The 23,249-nt window shown below is 52.2% G+C and carries 24 protein-coding genes; 10 read left to right on the top strand and 14 right to left on the bottom strand.

The features are described 5' to 3' along the window. Positions 1 to 11 precede the first annotated feature (11 nt). The 5 genes from spoIIIAD to BLP91_RS13735 all read right to left on the bottom strand — a co-directional run bounded on the left by spoIIIAD (position 12) and on the right by BLP91_RS13735 (position 2,786). Positions 12 to 401 (bottom strand): stage III sporulation protein AD, encoded by a 390-nt coding sequence (gene spoIIIAD / locus BLP91_RS13755; RefSeq protein ID WP_091572260.1) that lies wholly within the window; start codon positions 399 to 401, stop codon positions 12 to 14. An 18-nt stretch (positions 402 to 419) separates the two neighbouring features. Then, the gene (gene spoIIIAC / locus BLP91_RS13750; RefSeq protein WP_091572257.1) at positions 420 to 626 is read right to left on the bottom strand and encodes a stage III sporulation protein AC; all 207 of its coding nucleotides are present in this window, start codon (positions 624 to 626) and stop codon (positions 420 to 422) included. A 15-nt stretch (positions 627 to 641) separates the two neighbouring features. Beyond that, entirely contained in the window at positions 642 to 1,160 is a 519-nt protein-coding gene (gene spoIIIAB, locus BLP91_RS13745) for a stage III sporulation protein SpoIIIAB (protein ID WP_091572255.1), read from the bottom strand. Then, positions 1,157 to 2,119, bottom strand: coding sequence for a stage III sporulation protein AA (gene spoIIIAA / locus BLP91_RS13740; protein ID WP_091572252.1), 963 nt, complete (start codon positions 2,117 to 2,119; stop codon positions 1,157 to 1,159). Before spoIIIAA ends, spoIIIAB begins: the two co-directional genes overlap by 4 nt. 184 nt (positions 2,120 to 2,303) lie before the next feature. After that, positions 2,304 to 2,786 carry a CD1247 N-terminal domain-containing protein gene (locus BLP91_RS13735; RefSeq protein ID WP_143003560.1) on the bottom strand — a complete coding sequence of 161 codons (483 nt, stop codon included), beginning with the start codon at positions 2,784 to 2,786 and terminating at the stop codon, positions 2,304 to 2,306. Between the two features lie 146 nt (positions 2,787 to 2,932). Between BLP91_RS13735 and BLP91_RS13730 the strand changes: the two genes are divergently transcribed. The 4 genes from BLP91_RS13730 (at position 2,933) to BLP91_RS13715 (ending at position 6,458) form a co-directional block, all read left to right on the top strand. Continuing rightward, positions 2,933 to 4,210, top strand: a complete 1,278-nt coding sequence (locus BLP91_RS13730; RefSeq protein ID WP_245662279.1) for an MFS transporter — start codon at positions 2,933 to 2,935, stop codon at positions 4,208 to 4,210. An 81-nt stretch (positions 4,211 to 4,291) separates the two neighbouring features. Continuing rightward, the gene (gene comA / locus BLP91_RS13725; RefSeq protein ID WP_091572247.1) at positions 4,292 to 5,113 is read left to right on the top strand and encodes a phosphosulfolactate synthase; all 822 of its coding nucleotides are present in this window, start codon (positions 4,292 to 4,294) and stop codon (positions 5,111 to 5,113) included. Then, positions 5,110 to 5,829, top strand: a complete 720-nt coding sequence (locus BLP91_RS13720; protein ID WP_091572245.1) for a 2-phosphosulfolactate phosphatase — start codon at positions 5,110 to 5,112, stop codon at positions 5,827 to 5,829. The genes comA and BLP91_RS13720 overlap by 4 nt, the downstream gene beginning before the upstream one ends. A gap of 173 nt (positions 5,830 to 6,002) precedes the next feature. Then, positions 6,003 to 6,458, top strand: coding sequence for a DUF441 domain-containing protein (locus BLP91_RS13715; protein ID WP_091572242.1), 456 nt, complete (start codon positions 6,003 to 6,005; stop codon positions 6,456 to 6,458). 46 nt (positions 6,459 to 6,504) lie between these two features. On the opposite strand, the gene efp is transcribed toward BLP91_RS13715, so the two are convergent. The 3 genes from efp to aroQ are packed head-to-tail and all read right to left on the bottom strand — an operon-like array spanning position 6,505 to position 8,617. Beyond that, on the bottom strand, positions 6,505 to 7,062 hold the full coding sequence (gene efp / locus BLP91_RS13710) for an elongation factor P (protein ID WP_091572239.1): 558 nt from the start codon (positions 7,060 to 7,062) through the stop codon (positions 6,505 to 6,507). A gap of 18 nt (positions 7,063 to 7,080) precedes the next feature. Beyond that, a complete protein-coding gene (locus BLP91_RS13705) occupies positions 7,081 to 8,151 on the bottom strand; it encodes a M24 family metallopeptidase (protein ID WP_091572237.1) in 1,071 nt (356 codons plus the stop codon). Positions 8,152 to 8,173: 22 nt separating this feature from the next. Continuing rightward, a complete protein-coding gene (gene aroQ, locus BLP91_RS13700) occupies positions 8,174 to 8,617 on the bottom strand; it encodes a type II 3-dehydroquinate dehydratase (protein ID WP_091572235.1) in 444 nt (147 codons plus the stop codon). 250 nt (positions 8,618 to 8,867) lie between these two features. Here aroQ and BLP91_RS13695 point away from each other — a divergent pair, with 250 nt between their 5' ends. Both BLP91_RS13695 and BLP91_RS13690 read left to right on the top strand, forming a co-directional pair. Continuing rightward, positions 8,868 to 9,761, top strand: a complete 894-nt coding sequence (locus tag BLP91_RS13695) for a DUF1385 domain-containing protein (RefSeq protein WP_091572347.1) — start codon at positions 8,868 to 8,870, stop codon at positions 9,759 to 9,761. A 21-nt stretch (positions 9,762 to 9,782) separates the two neighbouring features. Then, positions 9,783 to 10,073 (top strand): hypothetical protein, encoded by a 291-nt coding sequence (locus BLP91_RS13690; RefSeq protein WP_091572231.1) that lies wholly within the window; start codon positions 9,783 to 9,785, stop codon positions 10,071 to 10,073. Positions 10,074 to 10,086: 13 nt separating this feature from the next. Here BLP91_RS13690 and BLP91_RS13685 read toward each other — a convergent pair whose 3' ends face one another. From BLP91_RS13685 to mntR, 3 genes are all read right to left on the bottom strand, one after another. Further along, entirely contained in the window at positions 10,087 to 10,476 is a 390-nt protein-coding gene (locus tag BLP91_RS13685) for a protease complex subunit PrcB family protein (protein WP_176757990.1), read from the bottom strand. 16 nt (positions 10,477 to 10,492) lie between these two features. Continuing rightward, the gene (locus BLP91_RS13680; RefSeq protein WP_342670310.1) at positions 10,493 to 11,449 is read right to left on the bottom strand and encodes a patatin-like phospholipase family protein; all 957 of its coding nucleotides are present in this window, start codon (positions 11,447 to 11,449) and stop codon (positions 10,493 to 10,495) included. A gap of 130 nt (positions 11,450 to 11,579) precedes the next feature. After that, complete coding sequence (gene mntR / locus BLP91_RS13675) at positions 11,580 to 12,014, bottom strand: transcriptional regulator MntR (protein ID WP_091572225.1); 435 nt, start codon at positions 12,012 to 12,014, stop codon at positions 11,580 to 11,582. Positions 12,015 to 12,980: 966 nt separating this feature from the next. Between mntR and hutH the strand changes: the two genes are divergently transcribed. Next, entirely contained in the window at positions 12,981 to 14,525 is a 1,545-nt protein-coding gene (hutH, locus tag BLP91_RS13670) for a histidine ammonia-lyase (protein WP_091572223.1), read from the top strand. A gap of 95 nt (positions 14,526 to 14,620) precedes the next feature. Then, positions 14,621 to 15,100, top strand: a complete 480-nt coding sequence (locus tag BLP91_RS13665) for a hypothetical protein (RefSeq protein WP_245662278.1) — start codon at positions 14,621 to 14,623, stop codon at positions 15,098 to 15,100. 150 nt (positions 15,101 to 15,250) lie between these two features. Here the strand turns inward: BLP91_RS13665 and BLP91_RS13660 are convergent, their stop codons facing one another. Further along, positions 15,251 to 15,982 (bottom strand): metallophosphoesterase, encoded by a 732-nt coding sequence (locus BLP91_RS13660; protein ID WP_176757989.1) that lies wholly within the window; start codon positions 15,980 to 15,982, stop codon positions 15,251 to 15,253. A gap of 160 nt (positions 15,983 to 16,142) precedes the next feature. Between BLP91_RS13660 and BLP91_RS13655 the strand changes: the two genes are divergently transcribed. Continuing rightward, positions 16,143 to 16,826 (top strand): SGNH/GDSL hydrolase family protein, encoded by a 684-nt coding sequence (locus BLP91_RS13655; RefSeq protein ID WP_176757988.1) that lies wholly within the window; start codon positions 16,143 to 16,145, stop codon positions 16,824 to 16,826. 26 nt (positions 16,827 to 16,852) lie between these two features. Here BLP91_RS13655 and BLP91_RS13650 read toward each other — a convergent pair whose 3' ends face one another. After that, positions 16,853 to 20,176 carry a vitamin B12-dependent ribonucleotide reductase gene (locus BLP91_RS13650; protein WP_091572212.1) on the bottom strand — a complete coding sequence of 1,108 codons (3,324 nt, stop codon included), beginning with the start codon at positions 20,174 to 20,176 and terminating at the stop codon, positions 16,853 to 16,855. 300 nt (positions 20,177 to 20,476) lie between these two features. Between BLP91_RS13650 and dat the strand changes: the two genes are divergently transcribed. After that, positions 20,477 to 21,328: a D-amino-acid transaminase gene (gene dat, locus BLP91_RS13645; protein ID WP_091572209.1), complete on the top strand. Its 852-nt coding sequence runs from the start codon at positions 20,477 to 20,479 to the stop codon at positions 21,326 to 21,328. A 67-nt stretch (positions 21,329 to 21,395) separates the two neighbouring features. Here dat and BLP91_RS13640 read toward each other — a convergent pair whose 3' ends face one another. Beyond that, positions 21,396 to 23,168: a hypothetical protein gene (locus BLP91_RS13640; RefSeq protein ID WP_091572207.1), complete on the bottom strand. Its 1,773-nt coding sequence runs from the start codon at positions 23,166 to 23,168 to the stop codon at positions 21,396 to 21,398. Between the last annotated feature and the right edge of the window lie 81 nt (positions 23,169 to 23,249).

Raw genomic sequence — 23,249 nt, 5'->3', positions numbered from 1 at the left:
GGGTACCATCCTCACGAAGGAAGAATTTCGACCACCGTTTCGATCATCATGGTAATAATCGGAATCGCCATCACCATGATCAGCACTTTACCGGCCAACTCGATTTTGGAAGCGATGGATCCCTGACCCGCGTCCCGGGTCACCTGAGCACCAAACTCGGCGATATAGGCGATTCCGATGATCTTCAGTACAGTTTCAAGAAAGGTGGAGTTGACCCGGGCCTCTTGCGCCAGTTTGGTCAGGAGGCCGATGACGTCGGCAATCTTTCCCACCAGGCTTAAAAAGATGACCACACCTGTAAAGGTAGCCAACAGAAAAGCAAAAACCGGTTTCTGCTCCTTGATGACCAAAATTAAGAAGGTGGCAACCAGGCCCAGACCCACCACCTGGATAATTTCCAAGTGGACCGCCTCCTGCCGTCACGAATGGAATAAAAATACGTTTTTGATCGTCTGGAACAGGTCTTCCACCAGGACCACGACCATGAACAACACGACGATAAAACCGATCAGTGTCACCCAATGGGCGTAATCCTCCTTTCCCATCTGCTTGAGGACGGTGTGCATCATGGCCACAATGATGCCAATGCCCGCAATTTGAAAGATCGCGTCGACGTTATAAGGCATCTCGGTGCCCCCCATTCAGTAAATCAGGATCACAATCAGAGCCCCGGCCAGGACTCCCAAACTTCGGCACATTTTTTCATACCGTGCCTGTTCCTCCCGCGCCTCACTCTCTTCCACCTCCAGACTGGTCTGGACGCGGGCGAGATGGGCCAGTTGATCCTCTCGGTCGGAAATCCCCAAAGTTTTTCCGAAATCGGTCAGCACTTCTCGTTCAGGTTCTCTCATGGCGGTACGAGGCCATGTTTCATCCACTGACCGCTTCCAGCACTCAAAGGTGGAAACACCGTCTAAATGTTGCAAGTATTCGGCGCAACGGGCAAAGAGGAATTGGACCGGGTCTTTCTCTCTGGCGGCAATCTGTTCACAAATCCGATCCAGCCGTCTGGACCCATAAACGATATCGGTCTGCAACAAGGACAGCGCCCCCCGGATCTGACGGATCTGACGGGGTCGGTCAGCAAAGTTTTTAGCGATATGAAACCCGATCGCGCTGGTGGATAGCAGGATAAAACAGGCACCGAGCAATTTGATCATCCCGTCACCGTCGCCTCCCTTCCGGTGATGCGGCACAGGTTCCTGTCATAAATCCCTTCCACTGTTCCCGGACCTTTCCGTCGGCTTAACAGAACGTACCGGGAAAAAACACCTTCCCGCACCAGCTCCGAGATCCCCGGTCTACGGCAAAGCTCCTCCATAGACTTGGCGTGGGCCGTGGTAAACAGTTGGACCCCGGCGTGAATGGCTTCAAAGACGGCTTCACTATCTTCTCTTCGTCCGATTTCATCGACCACCAGTAATTCCGGTGACATCGAACGGATCATCATCATCATTCCTTCCGCCTTGGGACAGCCATCCAGGACATCAGTGCGGGGACCGATTTCGTGTTGTGGGACTCCGTCGATACATCCCGCAATCTCCGAACGTTCATCCACAACCCCCACCTTGCGGGAGGCGATGCCTTCTCCTTGGCTGACGATGCGAACCAAATCCCGCAGGAGGGTGGTTTTTCCACATTGAGGAGGTGAAACGATCATCAGGTTTTCCAATCGGGACCCCCGCAGGATCCGGGGCAAAAGAGAACGGGCTGAACCCTTCACCTGTCTGGCGATGCGTACGTTAAACCCCGCAACCTCCCGGATATGTTTCACCTGCCCCCCCTCTACGACCACTCGACCGGCCAGGCCGATTCGGTGCCCCCCTTTGATGGTGACATATCCCCTCCTCAATTCTTCCTCCAGCGCGTACAGTGAATGATTGCTGATCAGATTGAGCATCTTCTCGCAGTCTTCCCTTCCGGGACGGTAAGCCTCTTCTTCCCGGTTCACCAGGCGACCGCGGTCGCTGACAAAGCCGTATTGCCATGGGCTAACCACTTCGAGGGGTCGGCCTTGCCGCACCCGGATTTCTTCCAGGTGTTCTTTTTTCTTGCCCGGCAATGACTCTACCATCCCGCGAATGGACAGAGGGAGCACTTCCAATATGGGAGATAACATTGCGTGACCTCCTGTCCACACTGGATTTACCTAATCTTTATGGCGCAAGGACAATCATTATTCCCCTTCACCTGGAAAATCCGGACGGGCTGATTTCTACCATCCAAAACTATTATCCAAAACTCCCACACAAAAAAGCCCCTTCACGCCTGTACAGGCGATGGGGCCAGAGAAAACAAAGCGGTTATTGTTCCACCATCGGCTCATTCTGATCGAGAAAGGCGCGTTGATGGTGGGGAAGGTCTCTTTTGCTCACACCCCCTTCATCACTGATCGTCATCACCGTCTGACATTGCGGGCATTCCACATCCTCCGCGCTTCCAGAATCAAAAATTTCCTCATCGACCAGCATCGAGTCTCCACACTCAGGACATTTCACCTGCCAAAACCCGATATCTTCCTCTTCGTTCTCATCCACTTCATCATAAACCAACAGTTCCATCTCGTTCAGATCTTCATCCACCGCTTCTACATACTCTTCCAGTTCGGCCAAACGAACGTTCATCCGCTCGTGTTCCTCCGCCATTTGATCCATCAAGCGGACCATTTGGTGGAGCACTTTCCCCTCAGGAGTTGTATCCATCGTTCCATGGCCCTCCATCAGGCCTTTGATGTAAGCCAGATCTTTACTCAGGCGATCGGAGGGCATGCGGGATTGGTAATCCACGGCAATCATCCCTTCTAAATATGGTTCATGTTAGTGTCACCATTTTTTTCAGTCTTACACCTTTGAGCACCCAAATAGTTCCCAGGCTTTTGGGCAATCTAAGGACGGTGATCTGATCTGATACTGTAAAGAAGAGGTGAACCCTTGTGGGTAATCAGTCCGAGAAATCCCAAAAAGGAAATACGAGCAATGCACTGGTCCTTGCCATCCTAAGCTCCGTGCCACTGATCATGGTGCTCGGAAACTCGATGTTGATCCCTGTGCTCCCAACCATTGAATCGAGTCTGGGCATCTCCTCTTTTCAAGTCAGCCTCCTTATTACCTTGTTTTCCATCCCGGCTGGGGTGATCATTCCAGTAGCCGGGATTCTATCGGACCGCTATGGCCGCAAACCAGTGATCGCACCGGCGTTGCTCCTATACGGAGCCGGCGGCTTATTGACAGGGTTTGCTTCTATCTGGGGCGGAGGGATCTACTGGCTGATGCTGACGGGTCGGATTTTACAGGGACTTGGCGCGGCGGGAACGGCCCCCATCACCATGGCCTTGGTCAGCGATCTGTATAAAAAGGACGAGCGCAGCAGTGCTTTGGGCACGATCGAAGCTGCCAACGGTCTAGGGAAGGTGGTCAGCCCGATTCTCGGCTCTCTGATCGCCTTGATTACCTGGTACGCCCTCTTTTTCACCTTTCCTGTCTTGACGGTTCCCATCGCTCTCGCTCTGTGGTTCTTTGTAAAAGAACCGGAACAAAACCGGAATCCGCAACCTCTGTCCCAATACAAAGAAAATCTGACAAAGACATGGAAACGTCAAGGCGGATGGCTTTTGGTCGCCTTTTTAGCCGGCGCCTTAACCTTGTTTATTATGTTTGGCGTTCTGTTTTTTCTCTCGGATTTGCTGGAGAAGCGTTATAAAATAGATGGCGTGCTCAAGGGACTGATTCTGGCAATTCCTCTGTTGGCTATGAGTTCCACCTCCCTTTGGGCCGGACGGCACGTGAAACAGAAAACCCGTACCATGAAACGATTCATTGTGGTCGGTCTGTTCATTGTTGCCATCGGTATGGGCATCGTCCCCTTTGTTTCCAACACATATGTCTTGATGGCGGATTTAGTGGGAATCGGGATCGGTAGCGGTTTAATTCTCCCTTGTCTCAACACGTTGATCACATCGTCGGTAGGGAGTAAAGAGCGGGGCATCATCACTTCCCTGTACAACGGTGTCCGGTTCCTTGGCGTCGCTTTGGGGCCGCCGATCTTTGGCGCCTTGATGGATTCCAAATATGTTTTGTATCTGGGAAATGCAGGGTTATCCGCTCTAACCGGAATCTTGGCGATCTGGGCGATCAAAAAACCGGAACGTCTCAAAAACCGAAACGGACGCAGCCGGCTTTACATGGGCAAAAATCGTCTTAAACCCTCGTAATGTCTTTTTACAGGCACCTGTACCCCTCCTCACGCATAGCATAGGGAGCAGATGACTCCAGCAGAAGCGAGGAGGAGCGCTATGGAGCCGATAGCGGAAACAATCTGGGATAAACAACTGACCGATCCTTCCCTGGGTAGAAAGGGGAAACCACGTCAAAGCGGATTAACGATGATCATTGATAAAGGATTGGGATGGACCCAGTTTAAAGACCTGCTGGAACTGGCTTCCGATTATATCGATTTTATAAAACTGGGGTTCGGCACGGCGGTACTCACCCCGTTACCTGTCTTACAGAAAAAGCTGGAGACAGCTCATCAATACGATGTCCACCTTTATCCGGGGGGAACCTTTTTCGAAGCCGCCTACCACCAAAAAGCGATCCATCACTACCTGCGAACCTTATCGGAGATTGGGTTTGACTGGGTGGAGATTTCCGACGGAACAATCACTTTGAACGAAAGGGAACGAAGGGATGCGATCGCACAAGCCCGCACCCACTCCTTCCGAGTGATTACGGAAATTGGCAAAAAGGAGAAGGGCTCAGTCACCCCCAGTTCTCAGATAGTGGAAATTTTCCATCAGGATCGTGAACAAGGCGCGGAATACATCATCCTAGAAGGAAGGGAATCCGGTGAAAATGTGGGCATATTTAATTCCAAAGGGGACGTGGATACCCGATATGTTCAGGAAGTCCATCGACAGGTGGATCCTTCCCGAATCTGGTGGGAATGTCCACAAAGCGCCCAACAGATCACCATATTGAAATTGTTGGGTGCCGACGCCAACCTGGGGAATATTCCGGCACAGGAGGTGCTTTCGGTGGAGTCCTTGCGGCGGGGGCTTCGTTCCGACACCTTTTTTACCTTCGGCAATGGAATACGTGAGGGATCCCTCCTATGATGGCTTCGGCTTTTGCCCACGTGGATGATCTGCATACCGATTATTTAACCCACCGGACCGTGGTTGTCATCGATGTTTTCCGCTCCTCCAGCTGTATTGTCACCGCCCTGGCCAACGGAGCCCGGTACATCCTTCCCGTGGATACGGTTTCCCGGGCCCGGAATTTATCCCTCAACAAGGACGTGCTGACAGGCGGAGAACGATATGGAAAAAACTTGGACGGATTTGATCTCGGCAATTCACCTGCTGAATACTCTTCGGAAAAAATCGGCGATAAAGGTATCATTTTAACAACCACCAACGGAACCCGCACCCTCTTGAAAGCGGAACGAGCTCCCCACGTCCTGGTCGGCTGCTTCCTCAATGCTACCGCCTGTGCCAAAGCGATCGCGGCGTTGCATCGGGACGTGGTTTTTCTGTGTGCGGGCACCCGCGGTGATTTTTCCTTGGAAGACGGAGTGGCCGCCGGATGTATCCTAGATCGTCTGCTGCAGATTGATCCATCTATCTCCTGCACCGACCTGGCCCATGTGTTGTTGTTAAGTTATCGTGCCTGTAGAGACACCCTGATGGAGACCCTATCCGGGAGTCAGGCAGGAAGACGTTTGGCTGTACGCGGTCGTAAGGCCGACATCGCCAACTGCCTTCAAATCGACCAGAATCCCATCGTTCCCCGTTTTGAGGCGGGGCGGATTATCCTGGATGAGATAGACTAAAGACAAACCGGCACAAAAAGTCGGGTTTGTCTTTCTAGTTAGGCCAGCCAATATTTATTGACCATATCGCCTTTCCATCCTGTCAAAACCACACTCCACGGATCGCAGCTTTTTTTCATACCTGTTCCGGTTCTTTCATAACTTGTACAAAGCCATATGGACAGGGGATGCCTATGAATCCGGATATTCTGTTGGTGATTCTGATCGTGATCGGGTTGGTCGGCCGGTCACCTATCATCGCTACCGCCGCCAGTCTCCTCCTCATTCTGAAATTGACCCAGATGGAACGCTTTTTTCCGGCTGTGGAACGGAGGGGATTGGAGATTGGACTGCTCTTTCTCACCATCGCCGTCCTAGTGCCTTTCGCCACCGGTCGAATCTCCCTGAAGGAAGTGCTGGGCGTTTTTACATCGATCCCCGGTATCCTGGCCCTCGCCGGTGGTGCGATCGCCACCTATATGAACGGAAAAGGGCTGGACCTCTTACGAATGGATCCACAAATGATCATCGGCCTGGTGATCGGATCCATTTTCGGGATCGTTTTTTTTCGGGGAATACCTGTTGGTCCCTTGATGGCAGCTGGAATCACAGCCTTTCTGTTAAAAATCTTTCAGTGGATTTGGCCCTGATGAGAAAAAGCTGCCGGCGATGCCGACAGCTTGTTTTATGTCTTCTTTAAGCCCGGGACACATACTCCCCTTTTCGGGTATCGATGACCAATTTATCCCCTTCGTTGATAAAGAGGGGCACTTGCACGACCAGTCCCGTCTCCAGCTTAGCGGGTTTGGTGCCGCCGGTGGCCGTATCACCGCGAATGCCGGGATCGGTTTCCACCACTTCCAGTTCCACCGTATTAGGAAGCTCCACCCCCAGCGTCTCCCCTTGATAGGTGATGAGATTCACATTCATGTTCTCCTTCAGAAACTGGATCTCTCGCTCCATATCCCCGCCGCTGATCGTCACCTGGTCGTAGGTTTCATTATCCATAAAAGTGTAGTCCCCGCCGCTTTCATAAAGAAATTGCATCTGACGGTTTTCCACATGGGCTCGGTTCACCTTTTCCCCCGCTCGAAAAGTCTTTTCAGAAATGTTACCGTTACGGAGGTTACGCAATTTGGAGCGAACAAAAGCCGATCCTTTGCCGGGTTTCACATGCTGAAAATCCATGACCTGCCATACATCACCGTCCAACTCAATGGTCAGGCCGGTACGAAAATCGTTTGTAGAAATCAATGGGAAACCTCCTTCGATTTAGTCGATGATCATCAGTTCTTTGGGACTTTTCGTCAACACTTCATGCCCCTGATCCGTAACCACGACATCGTCTTCAATGCGGACACCGCCCACTTCGGGAAGGTATATGCCCGGCTCCACCGTCACCACCATCCCCGGCTCCAGCGGGGTTTCACCCCGAAGGGATAGGTTGGGACGTTCATGCACTTCCATTCCTAATCCGTGACCGGTACTATGTCCAAAGGCGTCTCCATAACCGTGTTGACTGATATAATCCCGGGCCACCCGATCTGCTTCCTTACCTGTGATCCCCCTCTTGATCGCCGCCACCGTCCGTTTTTGGGCTTCCAGGACAATCTCGTAAATCTCCCGCTGACGATCCGATGGTTGACCCAACATCACAGTTCGAGTGATGTCAGAACAGTAGCCCTGGTAGAGGGCGCCGAAATCCAGCGTAACCAGGTCGCCCTTCTCCATGACCCGATCACTAGCGACACCATGGGGCATAGCGGAGCGAGGACCCGAAGCGACAATGGTGTCAAAGGAGGAGGAGACAGCTCCTTGCTCCCTCATCAACACTTCCAAGCGGAGGGCGATATCCCGTTCCTTTACGCCGGGACGCAGCTCCTTTACAATCTCTGCAAAGGCCTTGTCGGCGATCTGGGCCGCATCCCGGATTACCTCCAGTTCCTCTTTTTCTTTGACCTCCCGCAGCTTTTCCACCATGCCAGCCATGGGTTCCAACTCGATAGGGTGTAAGGCTGTCTTTAGTTTCCGATATTCGGCAAAGGTAAGATGTGTCTCCTCAAAGGCGACGGAGCCCACACCCGCCGCGTTCAATACTTCTTTAACATCGTGGAAGGGCTTCCCTTTATGTTCAATAAAACGAAAGTCGGGTGCTTGCTCCCGGACCTGTGACCGATAGCGAAAATCGGAGATCAACACCTGATCACTTTCCGTGACCACCACCCAACCCGCGGATCCGGTAAACCCTGTCAAATATCTCCGACTGACAGGATGGGAAAGGAACAGGGCTTCCACCTGTCGTTCTCCCATCAATCGGCGCAATCGTTGCACTCGTTTTTCCACTCGCTTCTCTCCTTCCTCCTCCTTATTTGCCACCCCCGATCAGAGACGCAGCAGCAGACAAGGCGAGTTCGTACCCGGTCGAGCCAAAACCGACGATCTGTCCCTGGGTGACAGGAGCGATCACAGAAGTCCCTCGAAACGGCTCACGGCTGTGAATGTTAGACATATGTACTTCAATCGCCGGAACCGGAACCGACGCGAGCGCATCCCGGATCGCGTAACTGTAATGGGTAAACGCCCCCGCATTGATCACGAGCACGTTGTATTTTTCAGCAGCCTCGTGAATCCGGTCGATCAACTCTCCCTCGTGATTGGACTGGAAAAAATCCACTTCCAATCCCAACTCTCTTCCTTTTGCCAAGCAGTGCTGGTTGATTTGATCCAGCGTCTCCCTGCCGTATATCTCCGGCTCTCTCTGGCCCAATCGGTTCAGGTTGGGACCGTTTATTACCAGAACCTTCCTCACCGGAATTCCCCCGTTTCATCCCTCCGTCATTGTATCACAAACGGAGGGGTTTCATGCCCCGACCCGGGCGGAACCCGGGTCTTTTCCAGTATAATGGTTCAAACGCCGAAGGAAAAGGGCCATTCCGCCAACTCATAGGAGAAGGGGTTTATGATACAATAAAGATCATGGTATTCTTTTGCAGGTGGTGGATCGATTCGTGTCAACAAAAGCTGTGGAATATGGCGGGCAGGCCGTAGTCGAAGGTGTCATGTTTGGCGGTCGCCAAAGCCAGGTGACTGCGATCCGACGCAAAAATGGCGAAATTGAAACCTTTGAATATAAGCGACAGGAACGGCCGGGTCTGGCAGTGGTGAAAAAAATTCCCCTCCTCCGAGGAATGGTGGCATTGGTCACCTCCAGCGCTTCCGGCGCCCGGCATCTTCAATTCGCGACCGACCGCTATGACCTGGAACCGGATGAAGAGCCAGAAGAAAACATCTCCCGCCTCCAAATGGTGCTGGGAGTCGCTGCGGTCGGTGTTTTGTCGCTGACCTTGGGGAAAGTGATTTTCACCGCCCTTCCCGCCTTTTTGGCCAGCATCCTTTTCGATGGACTGGTTACCAATCTGGTTTTGCAAAACTTGATCGAGGGCGGGATCAAAACCATCCTGCTCTTGGGATACTTGTTCGCACTCTCGCAGACGCCTTTGGTGAAGAGAGTCTTCCAATACCACGGCGCGGAACACAAGGTGATTAACGCCTATGAATCCGGGGTAGACTTGACCATAGACAATGTTCAAAAACAGTCCACTTTCCACTACCGGTGTGGAAGCAGCTTTATCATTCTGACGGTGATCGTAGGTGTGATCCTATACTCCTTTTTCAGCTATGACAATGTCTGGGACCGGATCCTCACCCGGTTGCTTTTGATTCCAGTAGTTGTCGGTCTCTCATATGAACTGCTCCGCATCACCAATGCCCTGCGGGATATACCCGTGCTCAACTATCTGGGTTACCCGGGACTATGGTTGCAAAAACTGACCACCCGCCAACCGGATGATGATCAAGTAGAGGTTGCTATCACCGCCTTTCAACGCATGCAGGAGCTGGACACGGTCGCCTCCGACACCAAAAATCCGTCATCACTGGTCCACTCCGGTTGATCAAATCAGGGAGTGATCGCCATGCCTAATCGCAGGTACAATATCTGGCGAAGCGTCGTGCTGATTTTGTTGGTGATCGGTCTACTCCGTCTGTTTATTTATCAGATGGAAACCCTGCTCTTTATCGCAGCCATCGGCGGTATCATCTATTACCTGTACCGTCGTCCTCCTCGATGGCTGATTCAAATGACCGGTCCCCGTTATACTCCCCCGCCGCAAAAGAACAGCAAAGCAGAGAAAAGACGCTCAGCCCGCAAAAAAAGGCGCTTTCGCGTCATCGAAGGAAATGGGAACAAAAAGACCCGGTTTTGATGAACCGGGTCTTTTAGATGTCAGAATCCCGATACTGGATCGGATTGCCAGATTCGGCACGAAACACATGGGGCAGCCCCCCTTTTACCCGGATCACCAAACAGGGATAAGAGATCACCTGTGGTTGCATTTGCCCGGACTCAGGGATCGTTTCTCTGACCCACATGGCGGGTCTTCCATCCTCCTCTTTGCTCAACTTGGACACTTCCAGGCGATACCCGGGGTTGGGCTTCATCCCCGCCGCAATCACCAGATAGCAACCCCCCCGATGACGGCGGGTGTACACCCCCTTTTCTGTTCTCACTTTGTTGATCCATTTCCGAACCGAACCCGGCATTTTTTTTTGTTCTTTGACAGATAACACCCGGTATGAAAACCCTTTTTTCTGCTGCTCCCCTCCCATGAACATCTTCACTCCCTTAACCGGACCGTGTACTGCCGAAGCGAAGGGAGACGTCTTTTCCCACACCCCTCAAGGTCAGATAACGGTTAAATGTCCAGTCTCTAAAGAAATTTTGCGCAGCGTTCACACCCGACTCATAGAGAGCCTCCCTCTTTTCCAGACTGAGATCAAAATCGGTCATTTTCACATCTAACGTAGGCACCTGGATCGTTCGCACCCGGTCCTGTTCTTTGATATGCCGGTTGTCATGAGCGTCCATCATGGTCGTAAACATGGCCCATAAAAGCGAGACGGGGCCTTCAATCGAACGGGGCTGGGGATCGTCGGAGACAAACCGAAAACCGAAAGTGGGCCAGCGCGGACGTTTCTGGTCAAACAACCAGATCGGAAAATTACTGAGAACGCCCCCATCCACCACGTAGCTGGGCTTTTTGGAAGCACGGTGGGACACCTTGACGGGATCGAAAAATAACGGAATCGAGCAACTCATGCGGACCGCTCTGGCCACACTGAAATCTTCCGCCGGGATTCCATAATGCTTCAGATCCTCGGGCAATACCATCAGGTTTCCTCGGCTGATATCTGAGGCAATAATCGAAAGTTTCCGCGTTTTCAGGTCGGAAAAAGTATAAACTCCTTTCTTTGCCAGAAGCTCTCCAACCCATTGTTCCAAGGGTTTTCCTGAATAAAGCCCTTTTTTGATCAACAACCGGACCCCGGGACCGATACCAGGTATCCGGTGATACCATGAACTCGGTGTAAATCGGGTAAAGTCAAAGGTTTCGAGGAGACGGTACAGCTCTTCGCTTCGGTAGCCGGCGGCTAACAGGGAGGCGACGAGGGATCCGGCGGAGGTTCCTGCCAAACGTCTCCATTCGTATCCCTTGGCTTCCGCCACACTCAAAGCCCCTACCAAACCAAAAGCCTTCACTCCCCCTCCTTCCAACACCGCATCGGCAAAGATCCGACTCACCCCCTAGGAAGGGAACCTCCCCTTCGTTTACCACATCTGTATGCGGTTATTGAATAAAAAAACCTTAAAAAGGAGGAACCCCTGAAGCAATTGCTCAGGGGACTTCCATACCAACGCTGACTGACCGGGATCAGGAATTGACATCCTCCACTTCTTCAGCTTCTTTTAGAGCCAGGAACTCCTCGAGCCGATCCGGGTTTTTTTGAAAGTACTCCACCAGATATTCGATGTTGGTGATCGAATCCCAGCTGAGGTGGTGTTCAATTCCTTCCACATCATCATAAATCCGTTCTTCGTCCACCCCGATTATCCGCAAAAACTCCTCCAGTAACGTATGCCGATCCAGGAGTCGTTTGCCGATCTTCCTTCCCTTCGGAGTGAGCACCAAGCCCCGGTATTTTTCGTAGACCAAGTACTTACTCTGATCCAGCTTTTGCACCATCTTGGTGACAGATGAGGGGTGCACTTCCAATGCCTCAGCGATATCTGAGACCCGGGCATAACCCTTTTGTTCAATCAACTTATATATATTTTCTAGATAATCCTCCATACTGGGCGTCGGCATGGCACTCCCCCTATCTAATTTCCCCGGGATCGGAACCGTCACATCGCTCCACACCTTTCTGTACCAGAAAGTATACCACAAAAAGATGGATCCATGGGACCGATCCCGATCCAGCTTTTTTCCCGTATCATCGGTCCTTCTCGGTTCATCTTTTTTTATTATACGAGAAGGCGTTGGAATATTCCAATGTACGGGGGGTGAGAAAGATCGCTCAGGACATGTGACTGGCCCGACGAGACAAATCCCTAGCCGATACGGAGATATAATCAACCAACACCGAACCGCGCCGGAGGGAAAAGATCACTGAAAGAGTTCGGGCATAAGTGGGCGGGGGTGACACAATGGCAAAATATGAAGTAAAATGAGGTGTGCGTGGATATGGAGGTTCCACCAACAGCGGTGTTATCCGCAACAACCTATTCCTCCCATCCAGATAAGCAACCGTCGCAAACAACTGCGGTGGATTCGACTTGCGCCGGTTGTTAAAGATTCGGAAAAAGAGATAGTAGGAACAATCGGTGTTTAGAGGTTTTTGGACGTTTTGGTAGAGCAGACTACCAGCCTTCATAGCCACGGAAGTATCACCACGACGGACTGGATTAGCGATCAACCGGATCTTGCGACCCCGCCACGGCGATAAAACTTTTTGAAAACTGCCGTTGGACAGAATATTTTTTCTGGAACAACTCATAAAATCCCCACTCTCTTTCCAGTCTGTTACAGCTTACGTGGAAAGGTGCAGGTTGGATCGGACGGCTCTCACCATGTAAACGCCCGTTTTATTTTTCCTTCAAACCGCTATCAACGGGAGGGAATCATATGTATGGGATCGATGTTTTGCAACTACCGGTCCCAGATCGGGTACCGTCCAAAACGCGAATACAGGCCTTTTATCATAAGGGCCGGGTCCATCGAGACCCGGTCTTTTTCATTTGATCTTTGTTTAAATAAAGGAGGAAAGTCCTTATGAATCACCGAGAAATCGCCATTGACGGAGAACATTTGACCCTCCGCGATTTTGAAAATATTGTCCACGGCCAGGCCTCTGTCTATTTGGCTCCAACGGCACGGGAAAAGATGAACCGATCCCGCGCCATGGTGGAATCCTTGCTGCAAGATCAAAAAACAGTCTACGGGGTAACCACTGGTTTCGGAAAATTTAGTGACACGATCATCGATCCCTCCCAAACATCCGTGTTGCAGAAAAATTTGATCCGCAGTCATGCCTGCGGCATCGGCAAACCCCTGGAGGATGAAACGGTGCGGGGGATGATGCTGCTTCGGGCCAACGCATTGGCCAAGGGATACTCCGGCGTTCGCACCTCTGTCGTCACCATGTTGCTTCACTTTTTAAACCTCGGCATTCACCCGGTCATCCCTTCCCAAGGCTCCCTGGGAGCCAGCGGAGATCTGGCACCGCTGGCTCATATGATTCTTCCTCTTCTCGGTGAAGGGGAAGTCCGCTGGCAGGGGAAGCTCCTCTCAGGAAAGCAGGCCCTTCAACAAGCCGGCCTGGCTCCCCTTTCCCTGCAGGCCAAGGAGGGGCTGGCCCTCATCAATGGCACCCAGATGATGGCCAGCTTAGGGGCCCGTTCGGTCTTGGATGCAGATCGGCTCATATTGGCCGCGGACATCATCGCCGCCATGACCATGGAAGCCTTGGGAGGGATTGCTCACGCCTTTCACCCCCTCCTCCACGAGGCACGGGGTCAAATCGGGCAAACAGAGACCGCATCCCGAATGCGAACCCTCCTTAAGGGAAGCCAAGGGCTGACCCGACCCGGGGAAAAACGGGTCCAGGATGCTTACAGCCTTCGCTGTATTCCCCAGGTACACGGCGCATCCCTGGATGCCTGCCGGTATGTCCGCCGTGTCGTGGAAAGGGAACTAAACGCCGCCACTGACAACCCCCTCCTCTTTCCCGAGGAGGGAGAAGTGATCTCCGGAGGCAACTTCCATGGGCAACCTCTCGCTTTGGCCACCGACTTTCTTGCCATCGCTCTGAGCGAGCTGGCCAACATCTCCGAACGGCGGACGGAACGTCTGGTCAATCCTCAATTGAGCGGCCTTCCCCCTTTCCTGACGAAAAAGGGAGGCCTTCATTCCGGCTACATGATCCTGCAATATGTGGCGGCTTCCCTGGTATCGGAAAATAAAACCTTATGCCACCCGGCTTCCGTCGATTCGATCCCATCATCCGCCAACCAGGAGGATCACGTCAGTATGGGGGCTATCTCCACCCGTAAACTGAGACAAGTGATCGATAATGTGACCCGTGTCCTGGCGGTGGAATATGTATGTGCGGCCCAGGCCTTGGAATATTCCGAGTACCGAACCGCTCCCGCTACCGCTGCCGCCCACCATCTCCTGCGCCAAACGGTCCCCCCTTTGACGGAGGACCGGCCGGGTTACGTCGAGGTGGAACAGGCAGCTGAACTGATTCGAAGCGGTTGGCTGACGGATGAAGTCAGCAAAGAATGGGCAACAAGGGAAGGATCCGACCCCATATGATTTCAATATTTTAAATGTGATATTAAGGTTTTTCTGTACCGTGATCCCTTCCTCGGAGTCAGAGGAGATGAAAATTGAAAAGGAGGACGATGTCGATGAATAGCGATCGATGGGTTCGTGTCTTGAAACAGTCTGTTCCCACAACGATGCGCTTGTACTTAGGGGTGATCTTCCTCATCTACGGTCTGGCCAAGTTATATCCGGGTCAGTTTGGAGTACCCAGTCCGAAAGTCGCCTCCATTAACGGCGAAGGGTTTGTAGTTGCATGGACTTTTTTCGGCTATTCCCGCGCCTATGAAATCATGATCGGACTAGGCGAAACCTTGTCCGCCCTGCTGATTATGTTTCCCAGGACGGCTACGTTAGGGGCGATCTGCTATTTTCCCATCGTGATCAACGTCACGATGGTCAACTACTTCTATGACATCGGAGTACAAAATCTGAGCACGGTCATGACCATCATGTGCGTCATCTTGCTCTGGTTGGACCGCGGCAAGTTGATGCTCCTTCTCAACAGGAGACCGAACACGACACCCGAAGAACCTCACTTGAGAAAGGAGACCAGTGGCATATGACCCCCTTTTTGACCTTGCTCTTGATCACCATCTTTTGTCTCAGTACATCCTACTATTGGCTCAAAGAAAGAAAATCAAAATGAACAGGCTCGCCTGGAACATCATCCAGGCGAGCCCACTTATAACCGGCACCACCAACCGGAGTCATCCTTACAACTGGACAGGAACCGGTTTGAAATGGAGGTAGTCGCATGAGACCAGCTGCAGCCTGACACCGTCGACCAATCCTTCCACCGCATCCTGATGGGCACGGCCGTGGAGGTGTCCATAGACACAGGTGGTCACCTGAAACTCCTTCAACAGATCCATGAACCCTGACGAAGATACACGGGAGGTGACCGGCGGAAAATGAAGCATCGCGATCCGTTCCTTGTCGGGATGCTCTTTGGCCGCTGTTTCCAAGGCGATCCGCAGCCGCCCCACCTGTCGTTCGTAAATTTTCCGATCAGTCTCTTCATCCCACAATCGGTCTCCCGGCAGATTCCATCCCCGGGTTCCAGCTACGACAACTCCCTCCACCAGAGTGTAATCGGCATCTACCCATTCCATGCCCTGTGGCAGCGTTTCTCGCACCTTTTTCTTACTCTGTGCATAATAACAGTGATTGCCGGGGGAGAGGACTTTTTTGCCCGGCAAGGCATTGATCCAGTCAAAATCGTAGCGGGCCTGGTTCAGCTTGAGTGCCCAACTGATATCCCCTGGAATCAAAACCGTATCTTCGGGTCCCACCACATCCAGCCACCGATCTCGAACCTGATCATAATGCCGCTCCCAGCCGAATATATCCATCGGTTTGTCCACATCCGATTCGAAATCGATATCGTAGAGACCCACCGGTTTGTTAAAGGATAGATGTAAATCGCTGATGGCGTAAATAGACAAAACATGTCCACTTCCTTTTTTCTGCGTATACCGGACCTTCATTGAACGCACTTATTATACCACGGAAAGAGAGTCGGATCAGCAAAGGAGAGGTGCCCTTCCGTTTTTTCTATGGACTGAATACGATAAAAAAAGAGAATACATGACAGGAGCCCAACTGATGAAACCTACCCCTGTGTTTCTGTACACCGCCTTAGGAGATTCGATCACACGCGGATACTCTGCTCCCGGTAAGCGGGGTTATGTGAAGATGTTGAGTTCTAAGCTGGCTGCCACCCATCCCGATGTCCGTACCATGAATGCCGGCCAGAAGGGGTTGACCACGGAAGGACTCCTCTTTTGGCTCAGTTTTTCAGTCACCTTGCAGCAGGCGCTTCGACAGGCGCATCTAGTCACACTCTGGATCGGAGGAAATGACCTCCTATACGCCTACATCCGAAAAAATCTCTTAAACACTCCCGATTCCTATGAACAGGTGGTATACCGATACCGGACCCATCTGAATGGTATCCTTTCTCGGATTCAATCCTTCAGTAGGGCACCGCTGGTGGTGTGTAACTTGTATAATCCATTTCCCCGCTCCCAGCTATCCCTTAGATGGGTTTCGGCGATCAATCATTCTCTGATGAGGATCTGCGCCCGGCGAAACCTCCCCATCGTCGATATCTATTCCGCCTTTCGCGGCCGGGAAGCAGAATTGATTCACGGTTATCGGACGGGACGGCTGACCGACATCCGGCTGTTCGGCGGCAACCCGATCCACCCCAACCTGCGCGGACACCAGGTGATCACCCGTCGCCTGCTGAAAGTCCTGCATGATGAAACAATCCCGCATCACTTGTAGTGATGCGGGATTGGTGTTTCTACCGCTCAGGAGCAACCGGTGGTGGAACCGCAGTCGAGACAGACGTAACATGAACCGTTTCGTTTGGTCATTCCGCCGCATTCGATACACAGCGGTGCACCGCTGGTGGCACGAATTGCCTCGATGTTATCCTGGGCAGGCTCTCGGCTGCCGGTCACTTCCTGGTATGCTTGTTGCACTTCCGAATTGGCATGAGCGGAGGTGTCGACCTCCTCTTGTCGTTGTTCCGCTTTTGCCATTTCTTGTCTCCACTGATTTTGGTAACTCCGAAGCTCCTCTTTTTTCGGAGGAACCTGAACGAAATCCGTCCGTCCCAGATATTCCATACCCAGAAGCCGGAAGACATAATCGATGACAGAGGTGGCCATCTTGATGTTGGGATGGTTAACCGTTCCCGCTGGTTCAAAGCGGGTAAAGGTCATGGAATTGATATATTTCTCCAGGGGCACGCCGTGTTGCAGGCCGAGGGAGACAGCGACAGCGAAGGCGTCCAACATCCCCCGCATCGTGCTTCCCGCCTTATGCATGTCGATAAAGATCTCTCCCAGAGTCCCGTCTTCATACTCGCCGGTGCGGACAAAGATTTTTTGTCCCGCTACCCGGGCTTCCTGGGTAATTCCTCCCCGCTTCCGCGGCAGCCGTCGACGGACACTGGGCACATGGCCTTTAGCGTAAATCTCTTTGATCTGGGAAGCAGCCGCCGTCAGAACTTCCGCCGTTTCCACAGGGGTTTCGGGCTTGATTTCCGACGTATCCTCCTCGTCCTCTTTGTCGTCTCCCCTGGAATTGAGCGGTTGCGAACTCTTAGAACCATCACGGTAGAGCGCTACCGCCTTCAGACCCAAAGACCATCCTTCGTAATAGGCGTGTTGGATATCTTCCAACTCGGAGCTCTCCGGCATGTTGATCGTCTTGGAGATGGCTCCGGACAGGAAGGGTTGGGCCGCAGCCATCATGCGAAGGTGCCCCATGTAGTGGATAAACCGTTTCCCGTATTTACCGCAGGGATTGGCCGTATCAAAGACAGGGTAATGCTCCTCTTTCAGATGAGGCGCCCCTTCCGTGGTCATCCGTCCACAGATCACATCATTAGCTTCATCGATCTGAGATGGAGTGAAACCGAGAGCACGCAGGAAGTTAAAGTCCGGCGCCTGATACACTTCCGGTTCAAAGCCAAGACGTTTCAGGCAGTCTTCACCCAGCGTCTGACTGTTGAAGGCGAAGGACAACTCGAAAACCATCGGCAGGCTGGCTTCTACCCGGTCCACTTCTTCATCGGTCAACCCTTTTTCTTTTAAAGATTCCCGATTGATATGAGGAGCGCCGGTCAAGGACAGGGTCCCGGTGACGTAGGCCAGGATATCGCGGATCTCTTCTTCGGAATAACCCAGATTTTTCAACGCCGGTTCGATCGACTGATTGGCAATCTTGAAATAGCCGCCACCGGCCAGCTTTTTAAATTTGACCAAGGCAAAGTCGGGCTCTACACCGGTGGTATCACAGTCCATCAAGAGACCGATCGTCCCTGTCGGAGCTAACAGTGTCGTTTGTGCGTTGCGGTATCCGTACTTCTCACCCAACTCCAACGCCTCATCCCAGCTTTGGCGCGCCGCCTCCAACAGTTCCGGCGGGCAATGGGTGGGATGGATCCCCATCGGCTTCACCGTCAGCCCTTCATATTCTGCTTCCGGTACATGATAAGCCGCCCGTCGGTGATTTCGGATCACTCGGAGCATGTACTCCCGGTTGATCGGGTAAGCCTTGAAAGGTCCCAGCTCTCTTGCCATTTCTGCGGAGGTGGCATAGGCGGTTCCGGTCATGATGGCAGTGACAGCACCGGTGATGGCCAAGGCTTCGTCGGAATCGTAGGGGATCCCCGACACCATCAGGACGGTTCCGATATTGGCATATCCCAGCCCCAGGGTCCGGTATTCATAAGAAAGCTTGGCAATTTCCCGGGACGGGTATTGCGCCATCAAGACCGAAATTTCCAGGACGATGGTCCAGAGGCGGGAGGCGTGTTTCAACGCCGAAATGTTAAACTGGTTGTTTTCCACATCGAAAAACTTGAGCAGGTTCAGCGAAGCCAGGTTGCAAGCCGTATTATCCAGAAACATATATTCGGAGCAAGGGTTGGAAGCATTGATCCGGTTGTGACGAGCTCCCAGCTGTCCATCCATGCCTGCAGGTGTCGTATGCCATTCGTTGATCGTTCCATCGTATTGCAGGCCGGGATCGGCGCACTCCCAAGCCGCCTCCGCGATTTGACGCCACAGTTCCTTAGCCGGAACCGTTTTGCTCACTTTTCCGTCGGTGCGGCGGATTAAGTCCCATTCTCCATCCTCTGCGAGGGCTTCGAAAAACCGGTGGGGAGCTCGGACGGAGTTGTTGGAGTTTTGACCGGAGACCGTCTCGTAAGCCTCCCCGTTAAAGGAGGGATCGTAACCGGCTTCGATCAAAGCCCGCACTTTCTTCTCCTCGTTGGATTTCCAGTTGATAAACTCTTCCACATCCGGATGGTCTAGATCCAGGGTGACCATTTTGGCCGCTCGGCGGGTGGTACCCCCGGATTTGATCGCTCCCGCTGCCCGATCCCCAATCTTGAGGAAGGAGAGCAGTCCTGAGGAGGTACCGCCTCCAGACAGGGGTTCACCTTTTCCACGGATGTTGGAAAAGTTGGAGCCTGTCCCGCTTCCGTATTTGAACAGGCGCGCTTCCCGAACCCAAAGGTCCATAATGCCTCCTTCATTCACCAGGTCATCTTCCACCGATTGAATGAAGCAAGCGTGGGGTTGGGGGCGGCTGTAGGCATCTTCCCCCTTGCGAAGTTCTTCGGTTTTAGGGTCGACGTAATAATGACCTTGAGGCTTTCCTTTGATGCCGTAGGCATAGGCGAGCCCCGTATTAAACCATTGGGGCGAGTTGGGTGCAGCCATCTGATGCAGGATCATATAAACCAGTTCATCGTAAAAGGCTTGTGCATCTTCGGCTGTATCGAAATAACCGTTTTCTTCTCCCCATTGGCGCCAGCAACCGACCAAACGGTGAACCACCTGACGGACACTCCGTTCGGGACCGGTGACCGGGTTCCCCTGTTCATCCAGAATGGGATTTCCCTTTTCATCCACCTGCGGGACCCCCGCTTTGCGGAAGTACTTGGAGATCATGATATCCGAGGCCACCTGGGACCAGGACTTCGGGACCTCCGCTCCCTTCATCTCAAAGACGACGGATCCGTCCGGATTGGTGATCCGGCAGTCCCGTTGGGTATACTCAACGGACGCGTAGGGATCTTGGCCTTTTCGGGTAAAGTAACGTTGGATTTTCAAACCCGTATTCCCCCTCTTTCATGACTTTCCAGTACATTTGCGATGTCCTTATGTTTGTATCTGACGATGTGCAAATCGCAATATGTAGGTTCTAATACATTATAACACTACTATATATGGAACAAAATCTGAATTTCATCGATATGAGGCGAGGTGGATCGATATAAATTGTTCCTGAGGATCTGAGTTGTCCAAACCGTCTTTTTTAGGATTTGCTTTTTCCCGTTTCCTTAAAAAACGGCTTGTCAATAAAACGGGAATCAGGCACACTGAATCTATCCTTTTAATCGGGAGGCCAGCATGATGGAAATCTTATTTGACGAAACATTCACTCCAAGAGATCAAGCCAAAGTGGATATTGAAGATCGGGGTTACCAATTCGGTGACGGGATCTACGAAGTGATCCGGGTGTACGGGGGGAAGATGTTTTGCCTGGAGCCTCATCTGCAACGATTACAGCGAAGCACCTCGGAAATTCGCCTGCAGCTTCCCTATTCACTGGAGCGGCTGAAGCAGCTTCTACAGGAGCTGGTGCAAAACAACCATCTCACAGATGGTAATGTGTATCTGCAGGTGAGTCGGGGAACAGCTCCCCGTAACCACAAATTTCCCGAAAACACCCGCCCGATGGTGGTCGCTTACACCATGGAAGCACCCCGTCCAGTAAAAATGTTGGATGAAGGCATTCACACCATCACGGATCCGGACATCCGTTGGCTCCGCTGCGATATCAAATCCCTTAACCTGCTCGGGGCGGTCATGTCCAAACAAAAAGCAGCCGACCGTGGCTGTGAAGAAGCCATCCTTCATCGGGACGGACGGGTGACTGAGGGAAGCTCCACCAATGTCTTTCTAGTGAAAGACGGAACCTTGATCACCCATCCCGCCGATCACCTCATCTTGCACGGGATCACTCGACAGGTGGTATTGGAGCTGGCGGCTGAATTAAACTGGCCCGTTGAGGAAAGGGCGGCCTCCATCGAAGAACTCTTTCGAGCCGACGAAGTGTTTATCACATCGACCACCACGGAAGTGACGCCGGTGATTTCAATCGACGGCCGGACCGTCTCTGACGGAAAGCCGGGACCGATGACCCGCCGTCTGCAAAAAGCCTTCGCGGAACGGATTGGTGTCGGCAGCCTACAAAAATAACCTGTCACCGTTCAACCATAGGAAACGCCCTGCCGTCCATGCAGGGCGTTTTTTTGGTCGCGTGATATCACTTATTGATCAGCGAAAGTTCTGATTGGGTAATGATTGTATAATTGCGGAACGTGATCGGTTTTGCCGGGCGGGTTTGTATCTCGCTCTGCTGCGAGCCCTGCTCCACCTGAATCGACAAGCCCTTGGAAGTGTTCTGTATCGTGATCCGGGACTCCTCTTCGGGGGTATAGTTGGTCCCTATGTATGCATCCCCTAGCTTTTTGTTCTCGTATCCCAGACGGTTTAATTCCAGCCGGCCTTCTTTTGACCATGTGAAATAATACCGATCTCCATCGACACTCTCCATCTCCAACCGGAGGGGATCCTCATCAAATCCTTTCTTCCGCTTAAACACAAAAGAGCTCTTATCCTTTTTCACCCGGATACGGGCCTCGGAGTCCACGTGGAATTGGTTGCGATGCAGGACTCCATCCCCGCTCACCAACAGCCACGGCTGCCACTCCATCCACTTCGACAGGGTATCGCTATTGGGCTCCAGCTTCGACACCTTCGGATTGGCGAATTGGGTCCCTTCCTTCCCTTTCAATTGAATCTTGTAGACAGAATTCATCGGGACTTGTCCAACGGCCACCCATTTTTTTGAAGACTCTTTCTCCGTAATAGCGACGCGGAATGGCTTTCCGGGAAAATGAAAAATATCGACCTTGTAGCGGCGATCAGGCTGTACCGTAAAATTGCTCTCCGTTTGCACCACGTCATAGGTCTCGCCGTTTACATACTGAAAGACGTGGACCTGTCCCTTTTGATCCACCCGGATCCCAAAATCGGATTCCACCTCTTCAGAAGCTAGGGAAAGAACAAAAGGTTGGTTGTCTGACTGACTCAGCTCTCCGGTCACATGGATCGAATCTTGTACTGACGGAGGAAGGGATTGTGTTTTCATCTTTTCTCTTTCAAAGGATACATCGCTAAAAGAGAGGATTCCCTCCTGATCTAATCGTTTTTCCGCCTGATCCTCCACTTCTGCGGCCGCATTTCGGTTGTTCAGGAACAGTTCATTTCCCGCAATCGCTCCGGCGATCAGCACCACAACCACCACTGTCGAGTAAAGGATCCTTTTCATGGTCCGCCCTTTTTTTTTGGTCGGACGATTTTTCGCGGGAGGTGGCACAGTTTTCTCCGCAACCTCCAGAACGCGTTCCATCGATTGGTTCGGATCCATCGAGAGCAACACCAATTCTTTCATCGACTGGGGAAGCTCTTGGATGCTCCGGTCCGACTCAGGGTTTTCCGGACGACGTTCCAATTGAAAACCGGTCAACAGGAAATGAAGGAGAAAACGCCATTTTTCGTCTGCCGGTGTTTTAGAAAACTTTTCAAAGCTGACAAATAAGACAAAGGGGCGGCTGCCCTCCATAATGATATTGCGAGGATCCAGTGTGGTGAATAGCGGGATCGGGAGTTTGGCCAATCGAACCGCCGTTCTTAACAGCTGTCGATAGACCGAAAGAGCCTGGGCTGGTTCCATTCCTTGTCGGGGATGGATCATCAAGGAAAGCGGTTCACCGGTCAAAGGGGGATGGACCAAAACAATCCGGTCCTGTTCTTCAATCACATCCAGTACAGGAGCCAGATGTTCATTTTCAAGATGGGTAAGCAGTTCCTTCGAGCCAGGGGGTAATGAATCTTTCAGGGCGATTTCTTGGAGAAGCACTTGCATCCCGTCCGGCGATTTGGCGGAAACGAGTTGGCCGGAAAAAAAGGTCAGGACGTCCTCCACCTGGTAGTGTTCGTAAAACCGGCCCCTTCCTTTACCCGTGGACCTCATAGTACTTTCCTCCCATACAACATGCGGAACATAAGGGGTCCAGCATATTTTTCTAGGGTTGATTATGTCATAAATGGTAAA

The organism is Melghirimyces thermohalophilus, assembly GCF_900102685.1.
GTDB classification, from domain to species: domain Bacteria; phylum Bacillota; class Bacilli; order Thermoactinomycetales; family DSM-45169; genus Melghirimyces; species Melghirimyces thermohalophilus.
This window is presented reverse-complemented; position numbering and strand designations above follow the sequence as displayed.

Excerpts from the sequence above, each read along its gene's own strand:
- hutH (WP_091572223.1), top strand. The coding sequence starts at position 12,981 with ATGAATCACCGAGAAATCGCCATTGACGGAGAACATTTGACCCTCCGC.
- BLP91_RS13720 (WP_091572245.1), top strand. The coding sequence starts at position 5,110 with ATGATGGCTTCGGCTTTTGCCCACGTGGATGATCTGCATACCGATTAT.
- BLP91_RS13640 (WP_091572207.1), bottom strand. The coding sequence starts at position 23,168 with ATGAGGTCCACGGGTAAAGGAAGGGGCCGGTTTTACGAACACTACCAG.
- comA (WP_091572247.1), top strand. The coding sequence starts at position 4,292 with ATGGAGCCGATAGCGGAAACAATCTGGGATAAACAACTGACCGATCCT.
- spoIIIAA (WP_091572252.1), bottom strand. The coding sequence starts at position 2,119 with ATGTTATCTCCCATATTGGAAGTGCTCCCTCTGTCCATTCGCGGGATG.
- BLP91_RS13685 (WP_176757990.1), bottom strand. The coding sequence starts at position 10,476 with ATGGGAGGGGAGCAGCAGAAAAAAGGGTTTTCATACCGGGTGTTATCT.
- BLP91_RS13695 (WP_091572347.1), top strand. The coding sequence starts at position 8,868 with ATGTTTGGCGGTCGCCAAAGCCAGGTGACTGCGATCCGACGCAAAAAT.
- BLP91_RS13690 (WP_091572231.1), top strand. The coding sequence starts at position 9,783 with ATGCCTAATCGCAGGTACAATATCTGGCGAAGCGTCGTGCTGATTTTG.
- BLP91_RS13715 (WP_091572242.1), top strand. The coding sequence starts at position 6,003 with ATGAATCCGGATATTCTGTTGGTGATTCTGATCGTGATCGGGTTGGTC.
- dat (WP_091572209.1), top strand. The coding sequence starts at position 20,477 with ATGATGGAAATCTTATTTGACGAAACATTCACTCCAAGAGATCAAGCC.
- BLP91_RS13655 (WP_176757988.1), top strand. The coding sequence starts at position 16,143 with ATGAAACCTACCCCTGTGTTTCTGTACACCGCCTTAGGAGATTCGATC.
- mntR (WP_091572225.1), bottom strand. The coding sequence starts at position 12,014 with ATGCCGACGCCCAGTATGGAGGATTATCTAGAAAATATATATAAGTTG.
- spoIIIAB (WP_091572255.1), bottom strand. The coding sequence starts at position 1,160 with ATGATCAAATTGCTCGGTGCCTGTTTTATCCTGCTATCCACCAGCGCG.
- spoIIIAC (WP_091572257.1), bottom strand. The coding sequence starts at position 626 with ATGCCTTATAACGTCGACGCGATCTTTCAAATTGCGGGCATTGGCATC.
- BLP91_RS13665 (WP_245662278.1), top strand. The coding sequence starts at position 14,621 with ATGAATAGCGATCGATGGGTTCGTGTCTTGAAACAGTCTGTTCCCACA.